Annotated in this window: 18 protein-coding genes; 6 read left to right on the top strand and 12 right to left on the bottom strand. The window is 59.4% G+C overall.

Features of this window, described 5'->3' with window-relative positions; genetic code table 11:
* Window positions 1–180: 180 nt before the first annotated feature.
* On the bottom strand, window positions 181–1,266 hold the full coding sequence (locus AC1DQM_RS17925) for a type I restriction endonuclease (protein ID WP_204124961.1): 1,086 nt from the start codon (window positions 1,264–1,266) through the stop codon (window positions 181–183).
* Between the two features lie 228 nt (window positions 1,267–1,494).
* Between AC1DQM_RS17925 and AC1DQM_RS17920 the strand changes: the two genes are divergently transcribed.
* A complete protein-coding gene (locus AC1DQM_RS17920) occupies window positions 1,495–1,902 on the top strand; it encodes a low affinity iron permease family protein (RefSeq protein WP_086944816.1) in 408 nt (135 codons plus the stop codon).
* Between the two features lie 42 nt (window positions 1,903–1,944).
* Here the strand turns inward: AC1DQM_RS17920 and AC1DQM_RS17915 are convergent, their stop codons facing one another.
* The 9 genes from AC1DQM_RS17915 to AC1DQM_RS17875 all read right to left on the bottom strand — a co-directional run bounded on the left by AC1DQM_RS17915 (window position 1,945) and on the right by AC1DQM_RS17875 (window position 10,159).
* Window positions 1,945–2,448 (bottom strand): DUF4142 domain-containing protein, encoded by a 504-nt coding sequence (locus AC1DQM_RS17915; protein WP_086944815.1) that lies wholly within the window; start codon window positions 2,446–2,448, stop codon window positions 1,945–1,947.
* Between the two features lie 74 nt (window positions 2,449–2,522).
* Window positions 2,523–2,678 (bottom strand): stress protein, encoded by a 156-nt coding sequence (locus AC1DQM_RS17910; RefSeq protein WP_477746605.1) that lies wholly within the window; start codon window positions 2,676–2,678, stop codon window positions 2,523–2,525.
* Between the two features lie 116 nt (window positions 2,679–2,794).
* The gene (locus AC1DQM_RS17905; protein WP_258612591.1) at window positions 2,795–4,144 is read right to left on the bottom strand and encodes a sensor domain-containing protein; all 1,350 of its coding nucleotides are present in this window, start codon (window positions 4,142–4,144) and stop codon (window positions 2,795–2,797) included.
* A 103-nt stretch (window positions 4,145–4,247) separates the two neighbouring features.
* Window positions 4,248–4,886, bottom strand: coding sequence for a LysE family translocator (locus tag AC1DQM_RS17900; RefSeq protein ID WP_007935730.1), 639 nt, complete (start codon window positions 4,884–4,886; stop codon window positions 4,248–4,250).
* A 62-nt stretch (window positions 4,887–4,948) separates the two neighbouring features.
* Window positions 4,949–5,365, bottom strand: coding sequence for a fosfomycin resistance glutathione transferase (gene fos / locus AC1DQM_RS17895; RefSeq protein WP_477746604.1), 417 nt, complete (start codon window positions 5,363–5,365; stop codon window positions 4,949–4,951).
* Window positions 5,366–5,585: 220 nt separating this feature from the next.
* On the bottom strand, window positions 5,586–6,917 hold the full coding sequence (locus tag AC1DQM_RS17890) for an MFS transporter (RefSeq protein WP_019580877.1): 1,332 nt from the start codon (window positions 6,915–6,917) through the stop codon (window positions 5,586–5,588).
* Between the two features lie 90 nt (window positions 6,918–7,007).
* Entirely contained in the window at window positions 7,008–7,934 is a 927-nt protein-coding gene (locus AC1DQM_RS17885) for a hydroxymethylglutaryl-CoA lyase (RefSeq protein WP_019580878.1), read from the bottom strand.
* Window positions 7,931–9,124, bottom strand: a complete 1,194-nt coding sequence (locus AC1DQM_RS17880) for a CaiB/BaiF CoA transferase family protein (RefSeq protein WP_477746603.1) — start codon at window positions 9,122–9,124, stop codon at window positions 7,931–7,933. The genes AC1DQM_RS17885 and AC1DQM_RS17880 overlap by 4 nt, the downstream gene beginning before the upstream one ends.
* 126 nt (window positions 9,125–9,250) lie before the next feature.
* A complete protein-coding gene (locus AC1DQM_RS17875; protein WP_018926832.1) occupies window positions 9,251–10,159 on the bottom strand; it encodes a LysR family transcriptional regulator in 909 nt (302 codons plus the stop codon).
* A 240-nt stretch (window positions 10,160–10,399) separates the two neighbouring features.
* Between AC1DQM_RS17875 and AC1DQM_RS17870 the strand changes: the two genes are divergently transcribed.
* Together AC1DQM_RS17870 and AC1DQM_RS17865 are read left to right on the top strand one after the other, a co-directional pair.
* Window positions 10,400–11,635 (top strand): aminotransferase class I/II-fold pyridoxal phosphate-dependent enzyme, encoded by a 1,236-nt coding sequence (locus AC1DQM_RS17870; protein WP_477743376.1) that lies wholly within the window; start codon window positions 10,400–10,402, stop codon window positions 11,633–11,635.
* Window positions 11,636–11,653: 18 nt separating this feature from the next.
* Complete coding sequence (locus tag AC1DQM_RS17865; RefSeq protein ID WP_477746602.1) at window positions 11,654–12,820, top strand: MFS transporter; 1,167 nt, start codon at window positions 11,654–11,656, stop codon at window positions 12,818–12,820.
* On the opposite strand, the gene yiaY is transcribed toward AC1DQM_RS17865, so the two are convergent.
* Window positions 12,817–13,965: an L-threonine dehydrogenase gene (gene yiaY, locus AC1DQM_RS17860; protein WP_064619823.1), complete on the bottom strand. Its 1,149-nt coding sequence runs from the start codon at window positions 13,963–13,965 to the stop codon at window positions 12,817–12,819. The genes AC1DQM_RS17865 and yiaY overlap by 4 nt on opposite strands.
* 156 nt (window positions 13,966–14,121) lie before the next feature.
* Here yiaY and AC1DQM_RS17855 point away from each other — a divergent pair, with 156 nt between their 5' ends.
* Window positions 14,122–15,141, top strand: a complete 1,020-nt coding sequence (locus AC1DQM_RS17855) for a DUF4917 family protein (RefSeq protein ID WP_019647931.1) — start codon at window positions 14,122–14,124, stop codon at window positions 15,139–15,141.
* A gap of 152 nt (window positions 15,142–15,293) precedes the next feature.
* On the opposite strand, the gene AC1DQM_RS17850 is transcribed toward AC1DQM_RS17855, so the two are convergent.
* Window positions 15,294–15,836: a helix-turn-helix domain-containing protein gene (locus AC1DQM_RS17850; RefSeq protein WP_018926837.1), complete on the bottom strand. Its 543-nt coding sequence runs from the start codon at window positions 15,834–15,836 to the stop codon at window positions 15,294–15,296.
* A gap of 109 nt (window positions 15,837–15,945) precedes the next feature.
* Here AC1DQM_RS17850 and AC1DQM_RS17845 point away from each other — a divergent pair, with 109 nt between their 5' ends.
* Entirely contained in the window at window positions 15,946–16,728 is a 783-nt protein-coding gene (locus AC1DQM_RS17845) for an aldolase (protein ID WP_477746601.1), read from the top strand.
* A 29-nt stretch (window positions 16,729–16,757) separates the two neighbouring features.
* A complete protein-coding gene (locus AC1DQM_RS17840) occupies window positions 16,758–17,645 on the top strand; it encodes a dihydrodipicolinate synthase family protein (RefSeq protein WP_086944808.1) in 888 nt (295 codons plus the stop codon).
* Window positions 17,646–17,652 lie beyond the last annotated feature (7 nt).

Genomic DNA, 17,652 nt, shown 5'->3' with positions numbered 1-17,652 from the left:
GCTGAGAGCTCTGTGCGCCCCCCTGAGGTCTAACCCTTCTATCGAAAGGCTGTTCTGGCAAGCCTGCCACTACACTCATGTCAAACGTCAGGCCTCTAAGATTCATTCAATATCTCTACGGCGCACCACAAAAAACCGGCCTCAAAGGCCGGTTCTTTTTATGGTACGTATCCAACAGTGCTAGTCGTAATAGCCAACAGTCTTCTTCAAGTGGTCCGAATAATCGTAAATCTCATCAACCGATCCAATCGGATGCCGCGTCTCGTTTTTTTCTTCGTCAAAAATCCCAATGTACTTTTGTGAACGATTGAAGTGAAGGCGACAAATCGGTTTGCGATTGTTGTCATCCAGCAAAATGCCAAAGTAGCTTTGCGTGTCGCGTTGCACTATCCGTTTAGCATCCACAACCGAACGAACCACTGCCCGGACAATGTGATACCCCTCCAACTCCTCCAGAGTCGTCAGTACTTTATCCTCTGATTCATCACGTTGACCTGTCTGATCACTGCCGCCAGCAGGAACCGGTACCGATGCCAGCGCAGGTTGAATAGCACCACTCATAGCTGATTTGAGTCGGTCATTGATCTGATCATTGAGAAACTGCACGACCGCTTTTCTCGTCAGCTCTTGAAACTGCTCACGGACTTTCTGGGTGATGACCCCGTCATACACTCGAGAGGCAAAGACTTTTACAAAGTCGTCATCAGGCTTGAGGACCTGCGAAGCAATGACCTTCTTGATCTGACTGACGTATTTCAACTCACCCGCGGCGTTGATGATCGAATCCACATCGAATGCAGACTTGGTGAGCTTGATCAATTCGGGCACGGAGTACTCGTCGATATCCAGAAGATCGAGTTCAAGAAACGGTTTTTCATCCATCTTGTTGGGCGCATCCAGGTCGGTGAAGAATTTGTAGACCTGACCGTTGGTGAGGATGGAGATTCGAGCGCTGGTGACATGGAAATAGCGAAACAGCTGGGAGGCATGATTGATGTGCAGCGGCTCGCCAATTTTTTTGCACTCGATGAGGATCTGTACCTCCCCTTCTTTCATGATCGCGTAGTCAATTTTTTCTCCTTTTTTCGTTCCGATATCGCAAACGAATTCCGGAGTCACCTCACTCGGATCAAAAACATCGTAGCCCAGCACTGTACTGATAAAGGGCATGACGAAAGCATTCTTGGTGGCCTCCTCTGTCTGAATTGCAGCGCTTTGCAATCGAACCTTGGCGGCTAGACTTGCTAACTTCTCAAAGAATTCCATGAGTGACCTCTTACTTGATGTCGATCCGTGTGTTTGCGTGCTGGCGAATTGACCTCTATTGATACTAGACACAAACCGGCACAAAGAAAGATTCCAATCAAAGATTCCAAATGCAGCAATTTCCCTTCAAAGCCCTTGGCTGTTCATCGACAGTGGGACTTTCCAGCAGAATTTTCATGACACCCGTGCGGTCTGAAAATCAGGCGCATCCCTGTAAGGAGCACGGCAATGAAATTCGCGAAAATCGCACAGAAACTCTCCCTATGGGCGGGCCAACCCCGGACATTTATGGGGGCGATCATTCTGATTGTCCTTTGGGGCCTGAGTGGGCCGATTTTTCATTTCAACGATACCTGGCAACTGATCATCAACACCTCGACCACGATCATCACCTTCCTGATGGTGTTCCTGATCCAGAACACCCAGAACCGTGACACGGACATTTTGCACCTGAAGATCGATGAGTTATTGCGGGTGACCAAGGACGCGCAGAACGCGATGCTGGGGCTCGAGTCCCTGGACCTCAAACAGCTGGAAGCGTTGAGAAAGAAATATCGCACCCTCGGCGAGGGGGAAACGATTTCCCTGGACGGCACGGTCGTCGAGGAAACCAAGAAGGATTCGAATCAGGATTGATCCCGGCAGCGGGTGACCGACGTCACCCGCGCAACAGACTGACTAACGACTGGCTTGCAGCGCCCTGGCCATTTGCAGATGGTTTTGCAGCTTGGGCAGGGTTTCTTCGGCGAACGCTTTGATTTGCGGCACGTCCGTGGTCTGCGCTTGTTGTTGAAGTTGCTCGATGGCTTCCTGGGTGGTTTTTACCTGACTGTCGACGTACGCCTGATCGAAAGAGGTATCGTCCTTAATCTCCGGTATCAAGGCTTTGGCCTTGTCGACCACCTCTTCGCGTGGTGCGACCGGTAAATCGAGTTGCTTGGCAATTTTCGCCAGATGCTGGTTGGCGGTGGTGCGATCGTTGATCACCACGATGGTGTAATCCTTGACCTCTTTGGATGCGGTTTTCTGGTGCGCCAGGCGGCTGGCTTCGATGTCGGCCATGCCTTGGGCCGACGCCTCATTGACGAATTCGGCGGGAGACTGGGCAAAGGCACTGCTGGCGCACAGGCCCAGTAACGTGGCAAAACCGGCATTGCGTAAACGGGTGGCCATCCGGCTCATGGTCGCGCCCTCCTTCCTGAAAATTCAAACGGGAGCTTGCGCCCCCGTCTATTAAACAAAACTACCTTCACCTATTACGGAGTTTTCTGACCGCCTTTGCGGCCCATGCCGCCTTTGGCAGGGTCTTTATCAACAGTCGTCGTGGTAGTTTTCCCACCTTTGCGAACGGCTTCAGACGCCTTCGTTCGATCGATGGCGCTACCCGGGCTCGGATTTTTTGAAGTAGGCATGGTTCTCATCCTCTTGGTGATGATCACAGCGAGCAGACGCCCGCATAGGATATGAATTTCCATACCTGAAAAGGTTTAGAAAACCTGGCAGCATCGCGACGAACGGTGACGGATTTTCAGACCCCGAGACGTGAATGGTGCTGGCGCTTGGCGGCGTACATTGCCTCATCGGCATGCCTGAACAGCTGCTTTTCTTCGGTGCCATGTTCGGGGTATCGCGCGACGCCGATGCTCGGCTGGATCGTCAGGTTGTGCCCGTCCAGACGCAGGGGCTGAACCAGCACCTGGCGGATTTTCCCCGCCACATTCTCGGCATCTTCGGCGGCGTGGATGTTGTGCAACAACACGACAAATTCATCACCACCAATGCGCGCCACCGTGTCGGTTTCGCGCACGCAGCCTTTGAGCCGATTGGCGACCGCTTGCAGCAACATGTCGCCGACCGCATGACCGAGGGTGTCGTTGACTTGCTTGAAGCGGTCAAGGTCGACATAGAGCAACGCCATTCGACCGGAGTCTGCCCGGGCCAGCGCCAGCGAAGCTTTCAGGCGTTCGCGCAGCAATTCGCGATTGGGCAGCTGAGTCAGTTGATCGTACTGGGCCATGCGCTGGAGCCGGGCGTGCAATTGCTTACGCTCGATCGCGGTCGCGACCTGAGCGCAAACATACTGCAGCAACTCCTTGTCTTGCTCGGTGTAGCGCTCGCCGCCCGGCACGCTTTTGACGATCAGAGCGCCGATGGTGCCGTTTTGCGAACTCAACGGCACGCCCAGCCAGCAGGGTGAGTCCTGGCCCTTGACCAATGCCGCAAACCCTTCCGGCAGATTGTCCTGATCCGGGGTCAGCAGAATCGGCAAGCCACTGCGAATCACTTCTGCGCACAAACGCCCGGTAACAGTCCCGGGATCCTCGGGTTGCAGCTCATGGTCGTCGACGTGATAGGGGAAATTCAGCCGCGCGCAGTGCTCGTCATACAGTGCCACGGAGAAATTCAACGCCGGCAGCCATTCGCCGATGATCGAATGGATGCGTTTGAACAGCGCCAGCAAATCTTCCGCCGCGTGGGCTGCTTCGGAGATCGCATACAGCGCCGCTTGTCGGGACTCGGCCTGTTTGCGCTCGGTGATGTCGCGCGCCACGGCGATACGCAACTGATCGACCTCCGACCAACGTGCCGACCAGAGAATGTGCACCACCCGGCCGTCCTTGCGCAGGTAACGATTTTCAAAGTTGAGCTTGGGTTCGCCCCCCATGATCTCGCGCGCGGCGTCGAGGGTACGCTGTCGGTCGGCAGGGTGAACCAGGTCGATCATCGACTGGCCGATCAGCTCGTCGGGGGTGTAACCGAAAATGCGCTCGCAGGCCGCGCTGACAAATACGAAGCGACCTTGTTTGTCCACCGCACAGACGGCGTCCAGCAAGAGATCGATGTAACTCGCCATTGGCGCGGAATTTCTGGTTTCCATGATGCAGAGAGCATGTCCGGACAATGCAACATTGAACAACCCTCCCTGACCGGTCATACGCCCGAGCGATGACTGTGCAGCCGACGCTTCCCTGCGTTCAGCCTCAAGCCTTGTTCGTCACCAGCCCCGGCAGCGCATGCACCAGGGCATTGATGGCGAAACCGATGAACATGACCCCGCACAAGCGGGTGATCGCCAGTTCATGACGCTGATACAACGTGCGCACCTGACGCGCACCGACGATGCCAATGAGAATAGCGTAGGCCAAAAGGCCACCAATGAAGCTCAAGATGATCAACCAGGGCAACATGGACCAATGCAGCAACTCTGCACGGCTGGACAACAGCGCAGTAAAGGTCGCCACCGCCACCGGGTATGCCTTGGGGTTGGTCAGACCGAACAGGATGCCGTGCCAGAATGGCTGCCGCGCCGGGCCCTGAGGCGCCTCGGCACTGGCGCGACGAGCGCGAACCGCGCGCAGGCCCAGCCAGAACAAATAAAGCCCGCTGAGCACACCCAGCACATCGAAGGCAGTGCTGCCGATTTCCCGCGCACCGACAATCGCGATCAGTGCAGTGCTGCACCAGACCACGTCGCCCAGCAAATGCCCGCACAGAAACCCCGCCCCGGCCCGCCGTCCGCGTGCCGCGCCGATGCCGAACACCGCCAGCACACCGGGCCCCGGAGTAATGCCATAAATGAAGCCCGAGGCGAGAACGGCCATTAGCAGCGATGGAGTCATGGAAATTCCTGAGGACGCCGGGTGAAGGGGCGCAATTCTATCTCAGGACGCCGAACATCGACTCACTGATCGTCGAAGAACTTCATCCCCGCATAGGGTCGCTGCCGACAAGCCGCCAGCCGCGACGCCAGAGACCCGACATGCGCCTCGAGCTTGTGCCCGTCCGGGTCGAGAAAATAGAACGACGCACCTTCGCTGCGGTTATCCCGCCATTCCCGCACGTTGGCGGATCGCAGGCGTTCGACGAACGGCAGGAAGTCCACAGCTTCGAGGCTGAAGGCGCAATGGGTGTAGTCGGCGGCGGGCGTGGATTCGCGCCGTGGATCGAAAGAAAGGCACAGCCACAGACCGGGTAGCGAGAGATAGGCACCGGTGTCCCAAGTGGCTGAAAGCTGAAGTTGCAGCAGATCGCGATAGAACGCCACGCTGCGGTTCAGGTCAGTGACGGCGAGGGTCAGGTGGTTGAGGCCGGTTAGCATGGGTTGGGTAACCTTGAGTCTCTCTGGGTGGTCGCGAGCGGAGAGTAAAGCTTAAACATCCTTGAGCGTACAGCCGACGGGGGCTTTGTTGGCTGAGAGTCAGTCTTCGCGAGCAAGCCCGCTCCCACAGGGAGTGGCGGCGGGCACGAATCCTGTGCCCGACGCGGTCAATGTGGGAGCGGGCTTGCTCGCGAAAGCGGTATTTCTGACGCCGCGAACTTCAGAACTTGTCGAGCGTGCGCAGCTTCTGCGGCAACCCCCACAGCAACAACGCAGCGGCGATCAGCGCGGCGACACCGATGACGTACAACGCGGGGGTGGTGCTGCCGGTCAGGTCTTTGATCCGCCCGACCATGACCGGGCTGACGATCCCACCGAACTGGCCAAGGGTATTGATCACCGCGATCCCGCCAGCGGCGCCTGCCCCGGCACCGGCCAGGAGTTTCGGTGGCAGGGTCCAGAAGCTCGGGATGGACGCGATGATCCCGGCACCGAGCAAGCCCAGGGCAACAATCAGGAAAGTCGTGTGGTTGGCGAAAATTCCTGCGCAGAAGAAACCCACCGCACCTGCCGCCACCAGACCCGCGACAAACTTGCGCCGCTCACCGGTGGCGTCTGATAACCGCCCGATCACCACCATGCTGATGGCGCCGCAGATGTAGGGAATGGCGGTCAGCAAGCCGATCATCACCGGGCTCTCGGTGCCGGCACTGCGGATCAGTTGCGGCGCCCAGAAATTCAAGCCGTAAGACGCCACCTGAATCAGAAAGTAGATCAGCCCCAGCATCAGGAAACCCGGAATCCGGAGTGCGGCCAGCAAGGAGCCGCCGCTCTTGTGGGGTTCGTGGTGCGCGATACGGCTGGCGAGCAGTGTCTTCTCCGACGGGGTCAACCAATGGGCATCTTCGATGCGGTCCTTGAGCACGGTCAGCACCAACAAGCCAAGGCCGATGCAAGGAACGCCACCGAGCAGAAACAGCCAATGCCAGCCGCGCATATCGAGGAAGCCATCAAGGTGTTGCAGCACCAACCCGGAGAACGGTGCGCCAACCAGCCCGGCAAACGCCGACGCGAGAAACAGCATCGAGGTGATGCGCCCCCGATAGTGCTGCGGGAACCACAGCGTCAGGTAATACAACACGCCCGGAGCAAAACCCGCCTCCATCGCACCGATCACGAAACGCAGGGCGTAGAACTGCCATTCGCTGTTGACGAAGACCATGGCCGCCGTCGCGAGCCCCCACGACATCATGATCCGGGCGATCCAGCGCCGGGCACCCACCTTGTAAAGCATCATGTTGCTCGGCACTTCAAAGATCACATAACCGACTACAAACAGCCCGGCGCCGAGGCCGTAAGCGGTATCGCTCAGGCTCAGGTCGGCCTGCAACTGGAACTTGGCGAAGCTGATGTTGATGCGGTCGAAAAATGCGAACAGGTAGCAGACCATGATCAGCGGCATCAGTCGCCAGGCGACTTTGCGGACCAGGGCTTTTTCGGCGTCGTGACTAACGGACGGGCTCACGCCCGCCTCCAGAACATTGAGGCTCATCGTGTTTTCTCCAGGCAGACGTCCCGTGGGCGTCCGATTGTTTTTGTTGTCTGGTTCGTTGCGGCTTTTTCAGGAGTTTGTTCGGTGGGTTCAGGACGGTGTCGGGTGCAGGTCGCAGTTACGTCCGGCCTTGGCGAGCTGCCCGGGCACTTCATGGCCCAGCAATGCGGGTAAGCCTCGCGACAATCGCAGCAACAACGGCAAGTCGATGCCGGTGTGAATGCCGACTTCATCGCACAGGTTGACCAAATCTTCGGTGCAGATATTGCCCGAGGCACCCGGTGCAAACGGGCAACCGCCAAGACCACCGAGGGCTGCGTCAAAGCGCCGGGCTCCGGCCTCGTAAGCTGCCAGTACGTTGCACAGACCGAGGCCGCGCGTGTTGTGGAAATGCAGGGTCAGATCAGCCGGTGAAACCCGTTGCAACACCCGTCGCACCAAGCGGTCGACCTGACGTGGATTGGCCATGCCGGTGGTGTCGGCCAGGGTAATGCCCGTAATGCCGAGCTCCTGATAAGCCTCGACAATCTGCAGCACGCGATCCTCATCGATCGTGCCTTCAAACGGGCATCCGAAGGTCGTGGCGATGCTGCCGTTGAGCCGCACCGGCGTGCCGCGAACGAACTCGACGATCTCGCCAAACGCGGCCAATGACGCCTCGCAACGCATCCGCATGTTTGCCAGGTTATGGGTCTGGCTGGCGGACATCACCAGGTTCAGCTCGTCAGCCCCCGAGTCCAGTGCCCGTTGTGCGCCTTTGAGGTTAGGGATCAACGCGACATAGATCACGCCCGGCTGTCGGGCGATGCCCTTGAACACTGGCTCGCCATCGCGCAGCGCCGGAATCGCCTTGGGCGACACGAACGAACCGGCTTCGATGCGGCTGAAACCCGCCAGCGACAACTGATCGATCAACGCAATCTTGTCGGCGGTTTCGACCCAGGTAGGCTCGATCTGCAAGCCGTCACGCGGGGAAACCTCCTGAACGATCAGGGTCTGGGAATAATCAGTGATCATTGCACCACCCCTTCAGCTTTCAACCGTTCGATGTCCTGGTCAGTCAGGCCCAGCCCCGCGAGGATGCCGTCGGTGTGCTGCCCCAGACTCGGTCCCGACCAGTTCACGCCGCCGGGGGTCTCGGACATTTTCGGTACGATGCCCGGCATCTTCACCGTGGCACCGCCCGGCAGTTCGGCGTTGAGCAGCATGCCCCGCGCCTGATAGTGAGGATCGGCAACGATGTCGGCCACCGAATAGATGCGCCCGGCCGGGACTTCGGCAGCTTCCAGAGCCGCCAACACCTCATCGATGGGCAGGCTGCTGGTCCAGTGAGTAATGGCTGCGTCGAGCACGTTACTTTTGGCGGCGCGGCCATCGTTATGCGCGAACTCCGGCGCTTCGGCCAGGTCGGCCCGGCCAATCACCGCCATCAGACGCTTGTAGATCGGGTCGCTGTTGCCGGCGATCACCACGTAGGCACCGTCGGCAGTCAGGTAGGTGTTGGACGGCGCAATACCCGGTAACGCCCCGCCGCTGCGCTCACGCACATGACCGAGCATGTCGTATTCCGGCACCAGGCTTTCCATGACGTTGAACACGCTTTCGGCCAACGACACATCGACCACTTGCCCGCCGCCCTGCCCGGTCTTGACCCGCAGCAGCGACATCAAGGCACCGATGACCGCGTGCAGCGAAGCCAGGGAATCCCCCAGACTCACCCCCACTCGGGCCGGCGGCGAACCGGGAGTACCGGTGGTATAGCGAATCCCGCCCATCGCCTCGCCGATCGCCCCGAAACCCGGACGATCACGGTACGGGCCGGTCTGGCCGTAACCGGAAATGCGCACCAGCGTCAGGTTGGGATTGAGGGCATGCAACACGTCCCAGCCCAGGCCGAGTTTCTCCAGGGCGCCGGGGCGCAGGTTTTCGATCAGCACATCGGCGTCGCTCGCCAGTTGCTTGACCAGTTCGATGCCTTCAGGGGATTTCAGATTCAGCGCCAGGGACTTCTTGTTTCGCGATTGCAGGTACCACCACAACGAAGTGCCTTCGTGCAGCTTGCGCCATTTACGCAGGGGATCGCCCTGGCCCATGGCTTCGATCTTGATCACTTCGGCGCCGAACTCGGCCAGCATGCGCGCGGCAAACGGCGCGGCGATCAGCGTGCCGATCTCGATCACTTTGATTGCACTCAAGGGGGCAGTCATCGCGGGGGTACCTCTTGTTCTTGGAATATGCGCCAAGGCTAGAGGACCGAGTGGCATGGAATCCAACCTTCTGTTGGCAACGACCGTTCGCGAAACGCGAATGCCCGTCCATGCAATCGAGAACTGTCAGGTCTGGCCGCGCAAATGCTCAAACAACATCCGGCTCACCGGCGACAGCGCCACTTCATCGCGCACCACCAGAATCAACGCACGATCCGACCAGTCATCCGTCAGCGGCACCGCGTGCAACCCCAGCGCCCGGCCAAACAGTTCGTAGGCCTTTAGCGGCAGGATGCCGATGCCCATGTTGGCCTGGACCATCCGGCACATGGCGTCGAACCCCGGCACATGGATCCGCAACCTCAGCACCTTGCCGGCCTTGCGCGCGGCCGCATGGGTGCGCATGTTGATGGAACTGGCCGAATGCAGACCGACGTAATCGCTGTCCAGCGTGTCGGCAAAAGCCAAGGCCGAACGACTCGCCAGCGGATGATCGGCCGGCATCAGCACGACCAGTTTGTCCTGGCGATAAACAACGCTGTGCAGCCCCTTGACGTCGCTGTCGCTGGAGCAGATCCCGAGGTCCGCCACGCCATCGAGCACGCCTTGAATCACCCCGCTGCTGGGGCGCTCTTCGAGGTCGGTCTTGACCTGCGGATGGCGCGCGGAAAAGTCCCGCAGGTCTTCGGGCAGGAATTGAATGATCGCCGACAGGTTGGCGAGCATCCGCACATAACCGCGCACACCATGGCTGTGTTCGCCCAGTTCGAGGCCCATTTTCTCGACGTTGAACAGCATCTGCCGGGCATGGTGCAGCAGGGTTTCACCGGCCGGTGTCAGCGTCATGCCCTTGGCCTGGCGTACGAACAGGCTGATGCCCAGCGCCTCCTCCAGCTCCATCAACCGCTTGCTGGCCGCCGACACCGCGATCGCTTCGCGGGCGGCGGCACGGGTCAAGGTGCCCTCTTCGTGAACGGCCACAAACAGCTGGAGAGTGATCAGGTCGAGACGGCGGATCAGGCTTTTTTGCAGCATGGCAGGGCTCGATGATTTCGGTTCGACTGAGTCGGCAGGATAGCCCGGATTCGATTCGTGCCCGCCATCCAATTACCCACAGCACCCCAGGGCATCGCCCTACAACTAATTCTCTTACAACTCTCAGTACTACCGGAAACAGCCGATTCAAAGCCCATCGGGACTCTCTGTAAAGTCTGGCAACACACACAAACTGCAACAAACCCACGGATAGATTCATTCAAGGAATGTCACTTACACATGAGCCAGATACCGTACACGGCGCACACCTTCACCAACTACCGCAAACTCGTTTCATTGGCTGACCATGATTGGGAGGCCGCCGAAACCGGAAAAATCGCGGGGCTCAACGTTGAGATAAAAAGTGCCAACCGCATGCTGGATCAGTACGGGAGAGCGTTTCATGATTTCTGTACGACGTCATACCTGGGGCTGGATCACCATCCCGATATTCTCGACGGCGCCATGACCACGCTGTGGGAAACCGGCACACTTCGCATCGCCAATTCCAGGAACCGCTGCAAGCTGGCGATTCTGGACCAATACGAAACCGAACTGTCCGAGTTGTTCGGCGCCAGTTGCCTGAGCACTCTGTCGTGCAGCGCGGCGAGTGCCGGGATCCTGCCACTGCTGGCCAGCGGCGTATTCACGGAAAATAGCCCTCCGGTGATGGCTTTCGACCGGTTGGCGCATTACTCGATGAGCCACCTCAAAGCCGCCTGTGCCGATGAAACGAAGGTCGTGACGTGCCCGCATAACGACATGGACTTCCTCGAGACGCTGTGTCAACAGCACACCAGGGTCGCGTATGTCGCCGACGGTGCCTACAGCATGGGCGGGGTTGCGGACATGGACAGCCTTTTGTATCTGAAGGACCGCTATGGGCTGTTTCTCTATCTGGACGACTCCCACGCGCTTTCCTCTGTAGGAACATTCGGCGCCGGTCTTGTGCGTCCCAGGCTGCATACCCTGGATGATGACTGCCTCATCGTCGCCTCGCTGGCCAAGTCGTTCGGCGCCAGCGGCGGTCTGGTGATGCTGGGCAGTGAACGGCAGAAGAAGCTCATTGCGCGTTACGGCGGCCCCAGCAACTGGTCGCAAAGCCTGAACAGTGCAGCCATTGGCGCGGGCCGGGCATCCATCCAGCTACACCACACCCTGGAATTCGCCGAACTGCAGGAAAAGCTTCAGGTTAATATCCGCCTCTTTGACAGCCTCATACGAACCGCACAACACAACAGCAACATGGCGATTCGACTGGTCAATTGCGGTGAGGCATCGCTGGCCAACCACATCGCCATTGAACTGGCCAATCACGGATTCTTCACCTCGGCAGTCTTTTTCCCGGTGGTTGCACAAGGCAAGGCAGCCATCAGAATCACCCTGCGCGCCGACATGGGGACGACGCTGATCCGCCATTTCTGTGGACTCATCACCGAGCTTTTACGTGCTCACGGCCGGGACATCGGCGGCTGAAAAAACAGGGAAGATTAAATGAAGAGCAGCACCACCCTCCTGATCACCTGCTGTACGGTTTTTCTCGCCCAATTGGGCATGAGCATTTATCTGTCGGCGCTGCCGGATATTGCCCGGGATCTGTCCGCAGATGGCTCACAGGTTTCATGGGGGTTGGCGGTGTATCTGATCGGCATGGCGCTGCCGATGCTGTTCTGGGGCAGCCTGGGCCAACGCATTGGCCGCAAGCCGGTATTGCTCGCGGCGCTCGGCCTCTATGGGCTGGGCAACCTGGCCCTGCCTCTGGGCCAGACACTTGAATCGTTCCTGGTTTTTCGCCTGATTCAGGGGATTGGCGCCAGCGGGATTTCAGTCATGGCCCGGGTGCTGATCCGCGACAGTTTTCGCGGCGATCTGCTGGCCAAGGCGTTGTCCTGGATATCGATTTCCTTTGTGGTGGCGCTGGGTATCGGTCAATACCTGGGGTCGATCATCCAGGTGACACTGGGCTGGTCAGCGATTTTCTACTTATTGGGTGGTGTGAGCCTGTTGATGGCGCTGGTGGTGGCGCGGGTCACGTTCCCGATGCTGGCAGAAGAGAACACATCATCATCCGCCTGGACGAGCTACGGGCACATTCTGCGGCATCGGGCCTTCCTGTTACCGGCCCTCGCCGGTGGCTTGGGGTATGGGGTGATTGTCGCGTTCAACACCGCTGCACCGCTGATTCTGCAAGGCGCCTTCAAGTGGTCGGCAGTGGAATACGGCTTGTTGGGCTGGCCCATCAGCGCGGCGTACTTTCTCGGGGCCGTGGCGGTCAATCGCTTCGTACTGCATACCGGTCAGCAATGGCTGATGACGGCGGGCGTCGGGCTGATACTGGCCGGCAGCGCAGTCATGTTGCTGGGTAGCCTCGCAGGCACGTCTATCGCTCTGCTGTTCTGGTTGCCCTATTGTTTTGCAGTATTCGGCCAATCGCTGATTTACCCAATCAGCTTGTCCCTGGCCAACCACGGTTCCCCGGTCGGCGGTGCTTATGCGATGGCGTTGAGCGGTTTCATTCATCAACTGATGGCCGCCGTTATCGGCGGTATCGCCAGCCTGATAGCCAGCCAGCAGGCATGGCCTTTGTCGCTGTTATGCACCTTGCTGGCCTTGGGCGCGCTGCTTTGCGTAGTGCTCGCGCCCGGCCGTCGAACCGCTTAGAACGCGCTGCGGAAAATCTCCTCGATCTGCCGCTGATCCGCCGCCCGTGGGTTGGTCAGTCCACAGGCGTCTTTCAGGGCATTGCTGGCAAGGACCGGGATGTCATTGAGCCTGGCACCGAGCTCACGCAAACCGGCGGGAATGTCCACATCCCTGGCCAGGCTGCGGATCGCCGCGATCGCCGCCTGCGCGCCCTCTTCCGGACTGAGCCCGCGAATGTCGGCCCCCATCGCGTGGGCAACGTCGGTCAGGCGAGGGGCGCACACCAGCGCGTTGAAGCTCTGCACGTGAGGTAGCAGCACCGCGTTACACACACCATGGGGCAGGTCGTAGAACCCGCCTAACTGATGGGCCATCGCGTGAACGTAGCCAAGGGACGCATTGTTGAACGCCATGCCCGCCATAAATTGCGCGTAGGCCATGTTTTCCCGCGCGATCATGTCACTGCCGTCCTGCACGGCTTGGCGCAGGTTGTCGCTGATCAATGTGATGGCTTTCAGCGCACAGGCATCGGTAATCGGGTTGGCTGCCGTGGAGACGTAGGCTTCGACGGCATGGGTCAACGCGTCCATGCCGGTGGCGGCGGTCAGGCCCTTGGGCATGGCGACCATCAGCTCCGGATCGTTGACTGACAGCAGCGGCGTAACGTTGCGGTCGACGATGGCCATTTTTACGTGGCGCGATTCATCCGTGATGATGCAAAAACGGGTCATCTCGCTGGCAGTGCCGGCGGTGGTGTTGATCGCGATCAACGGTAGCTGGGGTTTGGCCGACCGATCGACACCTTCGTAGTCACGGATCGTCCCACCGTTGGTGGCGCACAAGGCGATGCCCTTGGCGCAGTCGTGAGGCGAACCGCCGCCCAGAGACACCACGAAATCACAGCGACTTTCCTTGAGCAGGCCCAGGCCGCGCTCGACGTTGGCGATGCTCGGATTCGGCTTGGCGCCGTCGAAGATCACCGAGTCGATGTCCTGCAACGCCAGTTTCTCGGCAATCCTCGATGCCACGCCAGCCTTGGCCAGCCCGGCGTCAGTGACGATCAGCGCCTTGCGAAAACCATACTTGCCAATGGCGTCCATGGCTTCGTCGAGGCAACCGGTGCCCATGATGTTCACGGCGGGGATGAAAAACGTACTGCTCATGCGCGAGTCTCCTGGCTGAAACCGAATCGGCAATGCCGATTCGGCGGGTGCGCACAGGGTCGACCGATCAGTCACGCGGTATGTTGATCTGGCTCAACGCCCGGGCGTGATAAAGTCGCCGTCCATCAGACCTTTTGCTTCGAGACGACAAACGCAATGACCGATTTCCAGGATGTCGATGCCCAACTTGAAGACTGGAACGCCTTGCGCACCACCGCCTCATTCGGCGGCCTGCTGGTGGGTAACGGCGCCAGCCGCGCCGTGTGGGACGACTTCGGCTACGACTCGCTGTTCGAAAATGCCCGCACCGTCGAAGAAAAACCGCTGAGCCAGTCCGAGCTGAGCGTGTTCGACGCGATGCAGACGCGCAGTTTTGAACAAGTGCTTGGGGCGTTGAAAACCACCAGCCGGGTCAACAAGGCCCTGGCCGTCAGCTCTGCGGCACCGCGCAATCGCTACTACGCGATCAAGGAAGCGCTGATCAACACCGTGCACGCGGTGCACATCCCCTGGCGGCTGGTGAAGCCTTCGACGCTGGCGACGATCAATCAGGAACTGGGCAGCTATCGGACGGTGTTCACCACCAACTACGACTTGCTCAGCTATTGGGCGATCCAGCATCGGCCGGACGTCGTGACCGACCTGTTCCAGGGTGCCGAACCCGGCTTCGATCTGAGCGCCAGCGCCACCGACAAACCACGTTTGCTGTACCTGCACGGCGGCCTGCATCTGGTGCGCAATCAGGACGGCACGGCGCGCAAACTGATGTCGACCGAAGGGACGTTGCTCGGCAATTTCGCGATCAACAATACGATCAAGACCCTCGACGACGTGCCGCTGTTCGTCAACGAAGGCCCAGCGCAAGACAAGCTCAAGACGATTCGCAGTTCGGATTATCTGTCGTTCTGCTACGACCAGTTACTCGGCCACGGCGACGGGTTGTGCATCTTCGGGCATGCCCTTGGCGAGCAGGACAGTCACATCGTTCATGCACTGCGACAGGCGAAGCCGAAGGTGGTAGCGATCTCGATTTACCCGCGCAGCAAGGCGTTCATCCAGCATCAAAAGCGGCATTACGCGAAGGTGTTCGAGGGGACGGGCGTGGCGTTGCGTTTTTTTGATTCGAAGACGCATGCGCTCGGTAACCCTAAGCTGACCGTGCCGGTCGAGGTCTGACCTGTGGCGAGGGGGCTTGCCCCCGTTGGGTTGCGAAGCAGCCCCCTAGTATCTTCAGTCACACCGAGTTCTCTGGTTTTACGAGTGCTGCGCAGCCGAACGGGGCGGTGCGGCGTTCCGACAAGCCCCCTCGCCACAAAAGCCCGATAACTTCATTCCTCGCTGCTATGCACCACCACCAACAACTGCGCCTGCACCTCGCCCACTGACCTGAGGCGATGCGGTTTCTGCGCGTTGAAGTGCAGCGCATCCCCACGATTGAGCAGCACCCGCTCGTTCATGAAGTCCACTTCCACCTGCCCTTCATGGACGAACAGAAACTCTTCCCCCAGGTGTTCCTTGAAGGTTTTGTCGGTGAACTCGCTCGGCGGGTAAATGATGAACGGCAACAGGCTGCGCTCACTGATCTGATGGGCCAACACCGCATAACCCGGGCTCTGGTCGTTGGCGGCCAGGGACTGGCGTTCGTCGTTGCGCACCAGGCTGTAGCTGTCGAGGCTGACGTTGTCTTCGGAAAACAATTCCTCGACCTTCACGTTCAGCGCCCTGGCCAGTTTCAGCGCAGCGGCGATCGAGGGGGTATTCAACCCGCGCTCGACCTTCGACAGATAGCTCTTGGTCATGCCGGATTTTTCGGCCAGGGCCTCCAGCGTCACGCCAAGTTTTTTTCTCAGTAATTTCAAACGGATAGACATGTAGAGCGATTAACCCATCAAGGAGGCAACGATTTGTCCTTGCCAATGACACAAAGTGTCATATAGCCTCTTTAGTGTCATTTGCATGCCCCACCCAAAGGACACCGATATGGCCAAGACATTAGCACTACCCAAAGAGCAACTGGTCAAGCAAGCGCTGACACAGATGCAAAACACCCTGGCGGATAATACGTGGACCGACCGGCAAAAGCTGGCCCTGACCTGTCGCATTCTGTTCGAAAACGGCCACGACTCCGGCCTGGCCGGGCAAATCACCGCTCGCGGCCCGCAACCGGGCACCTATTACACCCAGCAACTGGGCCTGGGTTTCGACGAGATCACTTCAGGCAATCTGTTGCTGGTCAACGAAGACCTGGAAGTGCTTGAAGGCCACGGCATGCCCAATCCGGCCAACCGATTCCATAGCTGGGTGTACCGCGCCCGGCCGGACGTGAACTGCATCATTCACACGCACCCGACTCACGTCGCAGCGCTGTCGATGCTGGAAGTACCGCTGCAGATTTCCCACATGGACCTCTGCCCGCTCTACGACGACTGCGCGTTTCTCGAAGGCTGGCCGGGGGTGCCCGTGGGCAATGAAGAAGGCGAACTGATTGCCGGGGCCTTGGGCGACAAGCGGGCGATCCTGCTTTCCCACCATGGCCAGTTGTCCACCGGCGCGACCATCGAAGAGGCCTGTGTCATTGCGCAACTGATCGAACGCGCAGCGAAGTTGCAGTTGCTGGCCATGGCCGCCGGTGTCATCAAACCGATTCTTCCCGAGCTGGGCCGTGAAGCCCACGACTGGATATCCAAGCCCAAGCGCCACGCCGCCGCGTTCAATTACTACTCCCGGCAGAACCTGCGCCAACACGCCGATTGCCTGAACTGACCCCACTCATTCTTGAAAGGAGAGACGCCATGTCGACCGTAAACATTCACGGCATCATCGGCTACACCATCACCCCGTTCACCGCCCAGGGCGAAGGTGTTGATCTCGACGCGCTCGGGCGTTCCATCGACCGCCTGATCGACAGCGGTGTCCACGCCATCGCCCCATTGGGCAGCACCGGCGAAGGCGCTTACCTGAGCGACGCGGAATGGGATCAAGTCAGCGAATTCAGCCTCCGCCACGTCGCCAAACGCGTCCCGACCATCGTCAGCGTGTCCGACCTGACCACCGCCAAAGCCGTGCGCCGCGCGCGTTTTGCCGAGGCCCACGGCGCCGACGTGGTGATGGTGCTGCCGGCTTCGTACTGGAAACTCAGCGAGGCGGAAATCCTCGCCCACTACCGCGCCATCGGCGAGAGCATCGGCGTGCCGATCATGCTCTACAACAACCCGGCCACCAGCGGCACCGACATGTCGGTGGAGTTGATCCTGCGGATTTTCAACGCGGTCGACAACGTCACTATGGTCAAGGAAAGCACCGGCGATATTCAGCGCATGCACAAACTGCAACTGCTGGGCGAAGGCCGGGTGCCGTTCTATAACGGCTGCAATCCCTTGGCACTGGAAGCGTTCGCGGCCGGCGCCAAAGGCTGGTGCACAGCGGCGCCGAACCTGATCCCGCAGCTCAATCTCGACTTGTACGAAGCGGTATTGGCCAATGATCTGAGCAAGGCTCGCGAACTGTTCTATCGCCAGTTGCCGTTGTTGGACTTCATCCTCAAGGGCGGCCTGCCGGCGACCATCAAGGCTGGTTTGCGCCTGGTCGGGCTGGAAGCGGGCGACCCGCGGTTGCCGGTGTTTGCACTCGGCGAGACTGGCCGCAGTCAGTTGCAGGGTTTGTTGAACGCGTTGCGCTGATCGTCGG

It is taken from the genome of Pseudomonas sp. 01L34, from assembly GCF_056400265.1.
This window is presented reverse-complemented; position numbering and strand designations above follow the sequence as displayed.

Coding starts and splice junctions, on each gene's coding strand:
- AC1DQM_RS17925 (WP_204124961.1), bottom strand. CDS start 1,266: ATGGAATTCTTTGAGAAGTTAGCAAGTCTAGCCGCCAAGGTTCGATTG.
- AC1DQM_RS17920 (WP_086944816.1), top strand. CDS start 1,495: ATGAAATTCGCGAAAATCGCACAGAAACTCTCCCTATGGGCGGGCCAA.
- AC1DQM_RS17915 (WP_086944815.1), bottom strand. CDS start 2,448: ATGAGCCGGATGGCCACCCGTTTACGCAATGCCGGTTTTGCCACGTTA.
- AC1DQM_RS17910 (WP_477746605.1), bottom strand. CDS start 2,678: ATGCCTACTTCAAAAAATCCGAGCCCGGGTAGCGCCATCGATCGAACG.
- AC1DQM_RS17905 (WP_258612591.1), bottom strand. CDS start 4,144: ATGGAAACCAGAAATTCCGCGCCAATGGCGAGTTACATCGATCTCTTG.
- AC1DQM_RS17900 (WP_007935730.1), bottom strand. CDS start 4,886: ATGACTCCATCGCTGCTAATGGCCGTTCTCGCCTCGGGCTTCATTTAT.
- fos (WP_477746604.1), bottom strand. CDS start 5,365: ATGCTAACCGGCCTCAACCACCTGACCCTCGCCGTCACTGACCTGAAC.
- AC1DQM_RS17890 (WP_019580877.1), bottom strand. CDS start 6,917: ATGAGCCTCAATGTTCTGGAGGCGGGCGTGAGCCCGTCCGTTAGTCAC.
- AC1DQM_RS17885 (WP_019580878.1), bottom strand. CDS start 7,934: ATGATCACTGATTATTCCCAGACCCTGATCGTTCAGGAGGTTTCCCCG.
- AC1DQM_RS17880 (WP_477746603.1), bottom strand. CDS start 9,124: ATGACTGCCCCCTTGAGTGCAATCAAAGTGATCGAGATCGGCACGCTG.
- AC1DQM_RS17875 (WP_018926832.1), bottom strand. CDS start 10,159: ATGCTGCAAAAAAGCCTGATCCGCCGTCTCGACCTGATCACTCTCCAG.
- AC1DQM_RS17870 (WP_477743376.1), top strand. CDS start 10,400: ATGAGCCAGATACCGTACACGGCGCACACCTTCACCAACTACCGCAAA.
- AC1DQM_RS17865 (WP_477746602.1), top strand. CDS start 11,654: ATGAAGAGCAGCACCACCCTCCTGATCACCTGCTGTACGGTTTTTCTC.
- yiaY (WP_064619823.1), bottom strand. CDS start 13,965: ATGAGCAGTACGTTTTTCATCCCCGCCGTGAACATCATGGGCACCGGT.
- AC1DQM_RS17855 (WP_019647931.1), top strand. CDS start 14,122: ATGACCGATTTCCAGGATGTCGATGCCCAACTTGAAGACTGGAACGCC.
- AC1DQM_RS17850 (WP_018926837.1), bottom strand. CDS start 15,836: ATGTCTATCCGTTTGAAATTACTGAGAAAAAAACTTGGCGTGACGCTG.
- AC1DQM_RS17845 (WP_477746601.1), top strand. CDS start 15,946: ATGGCCAAGACATTAGCACTACCCAAAGAGCAACTGGTCAAGCAAGCG.
- AC1DQM_RS17840 (WP_086944808.1), top strand. CDS start 16,758: ATGTCGACCGTAAACATTCACGGCATCATCGGCTACACCATCACCCCG.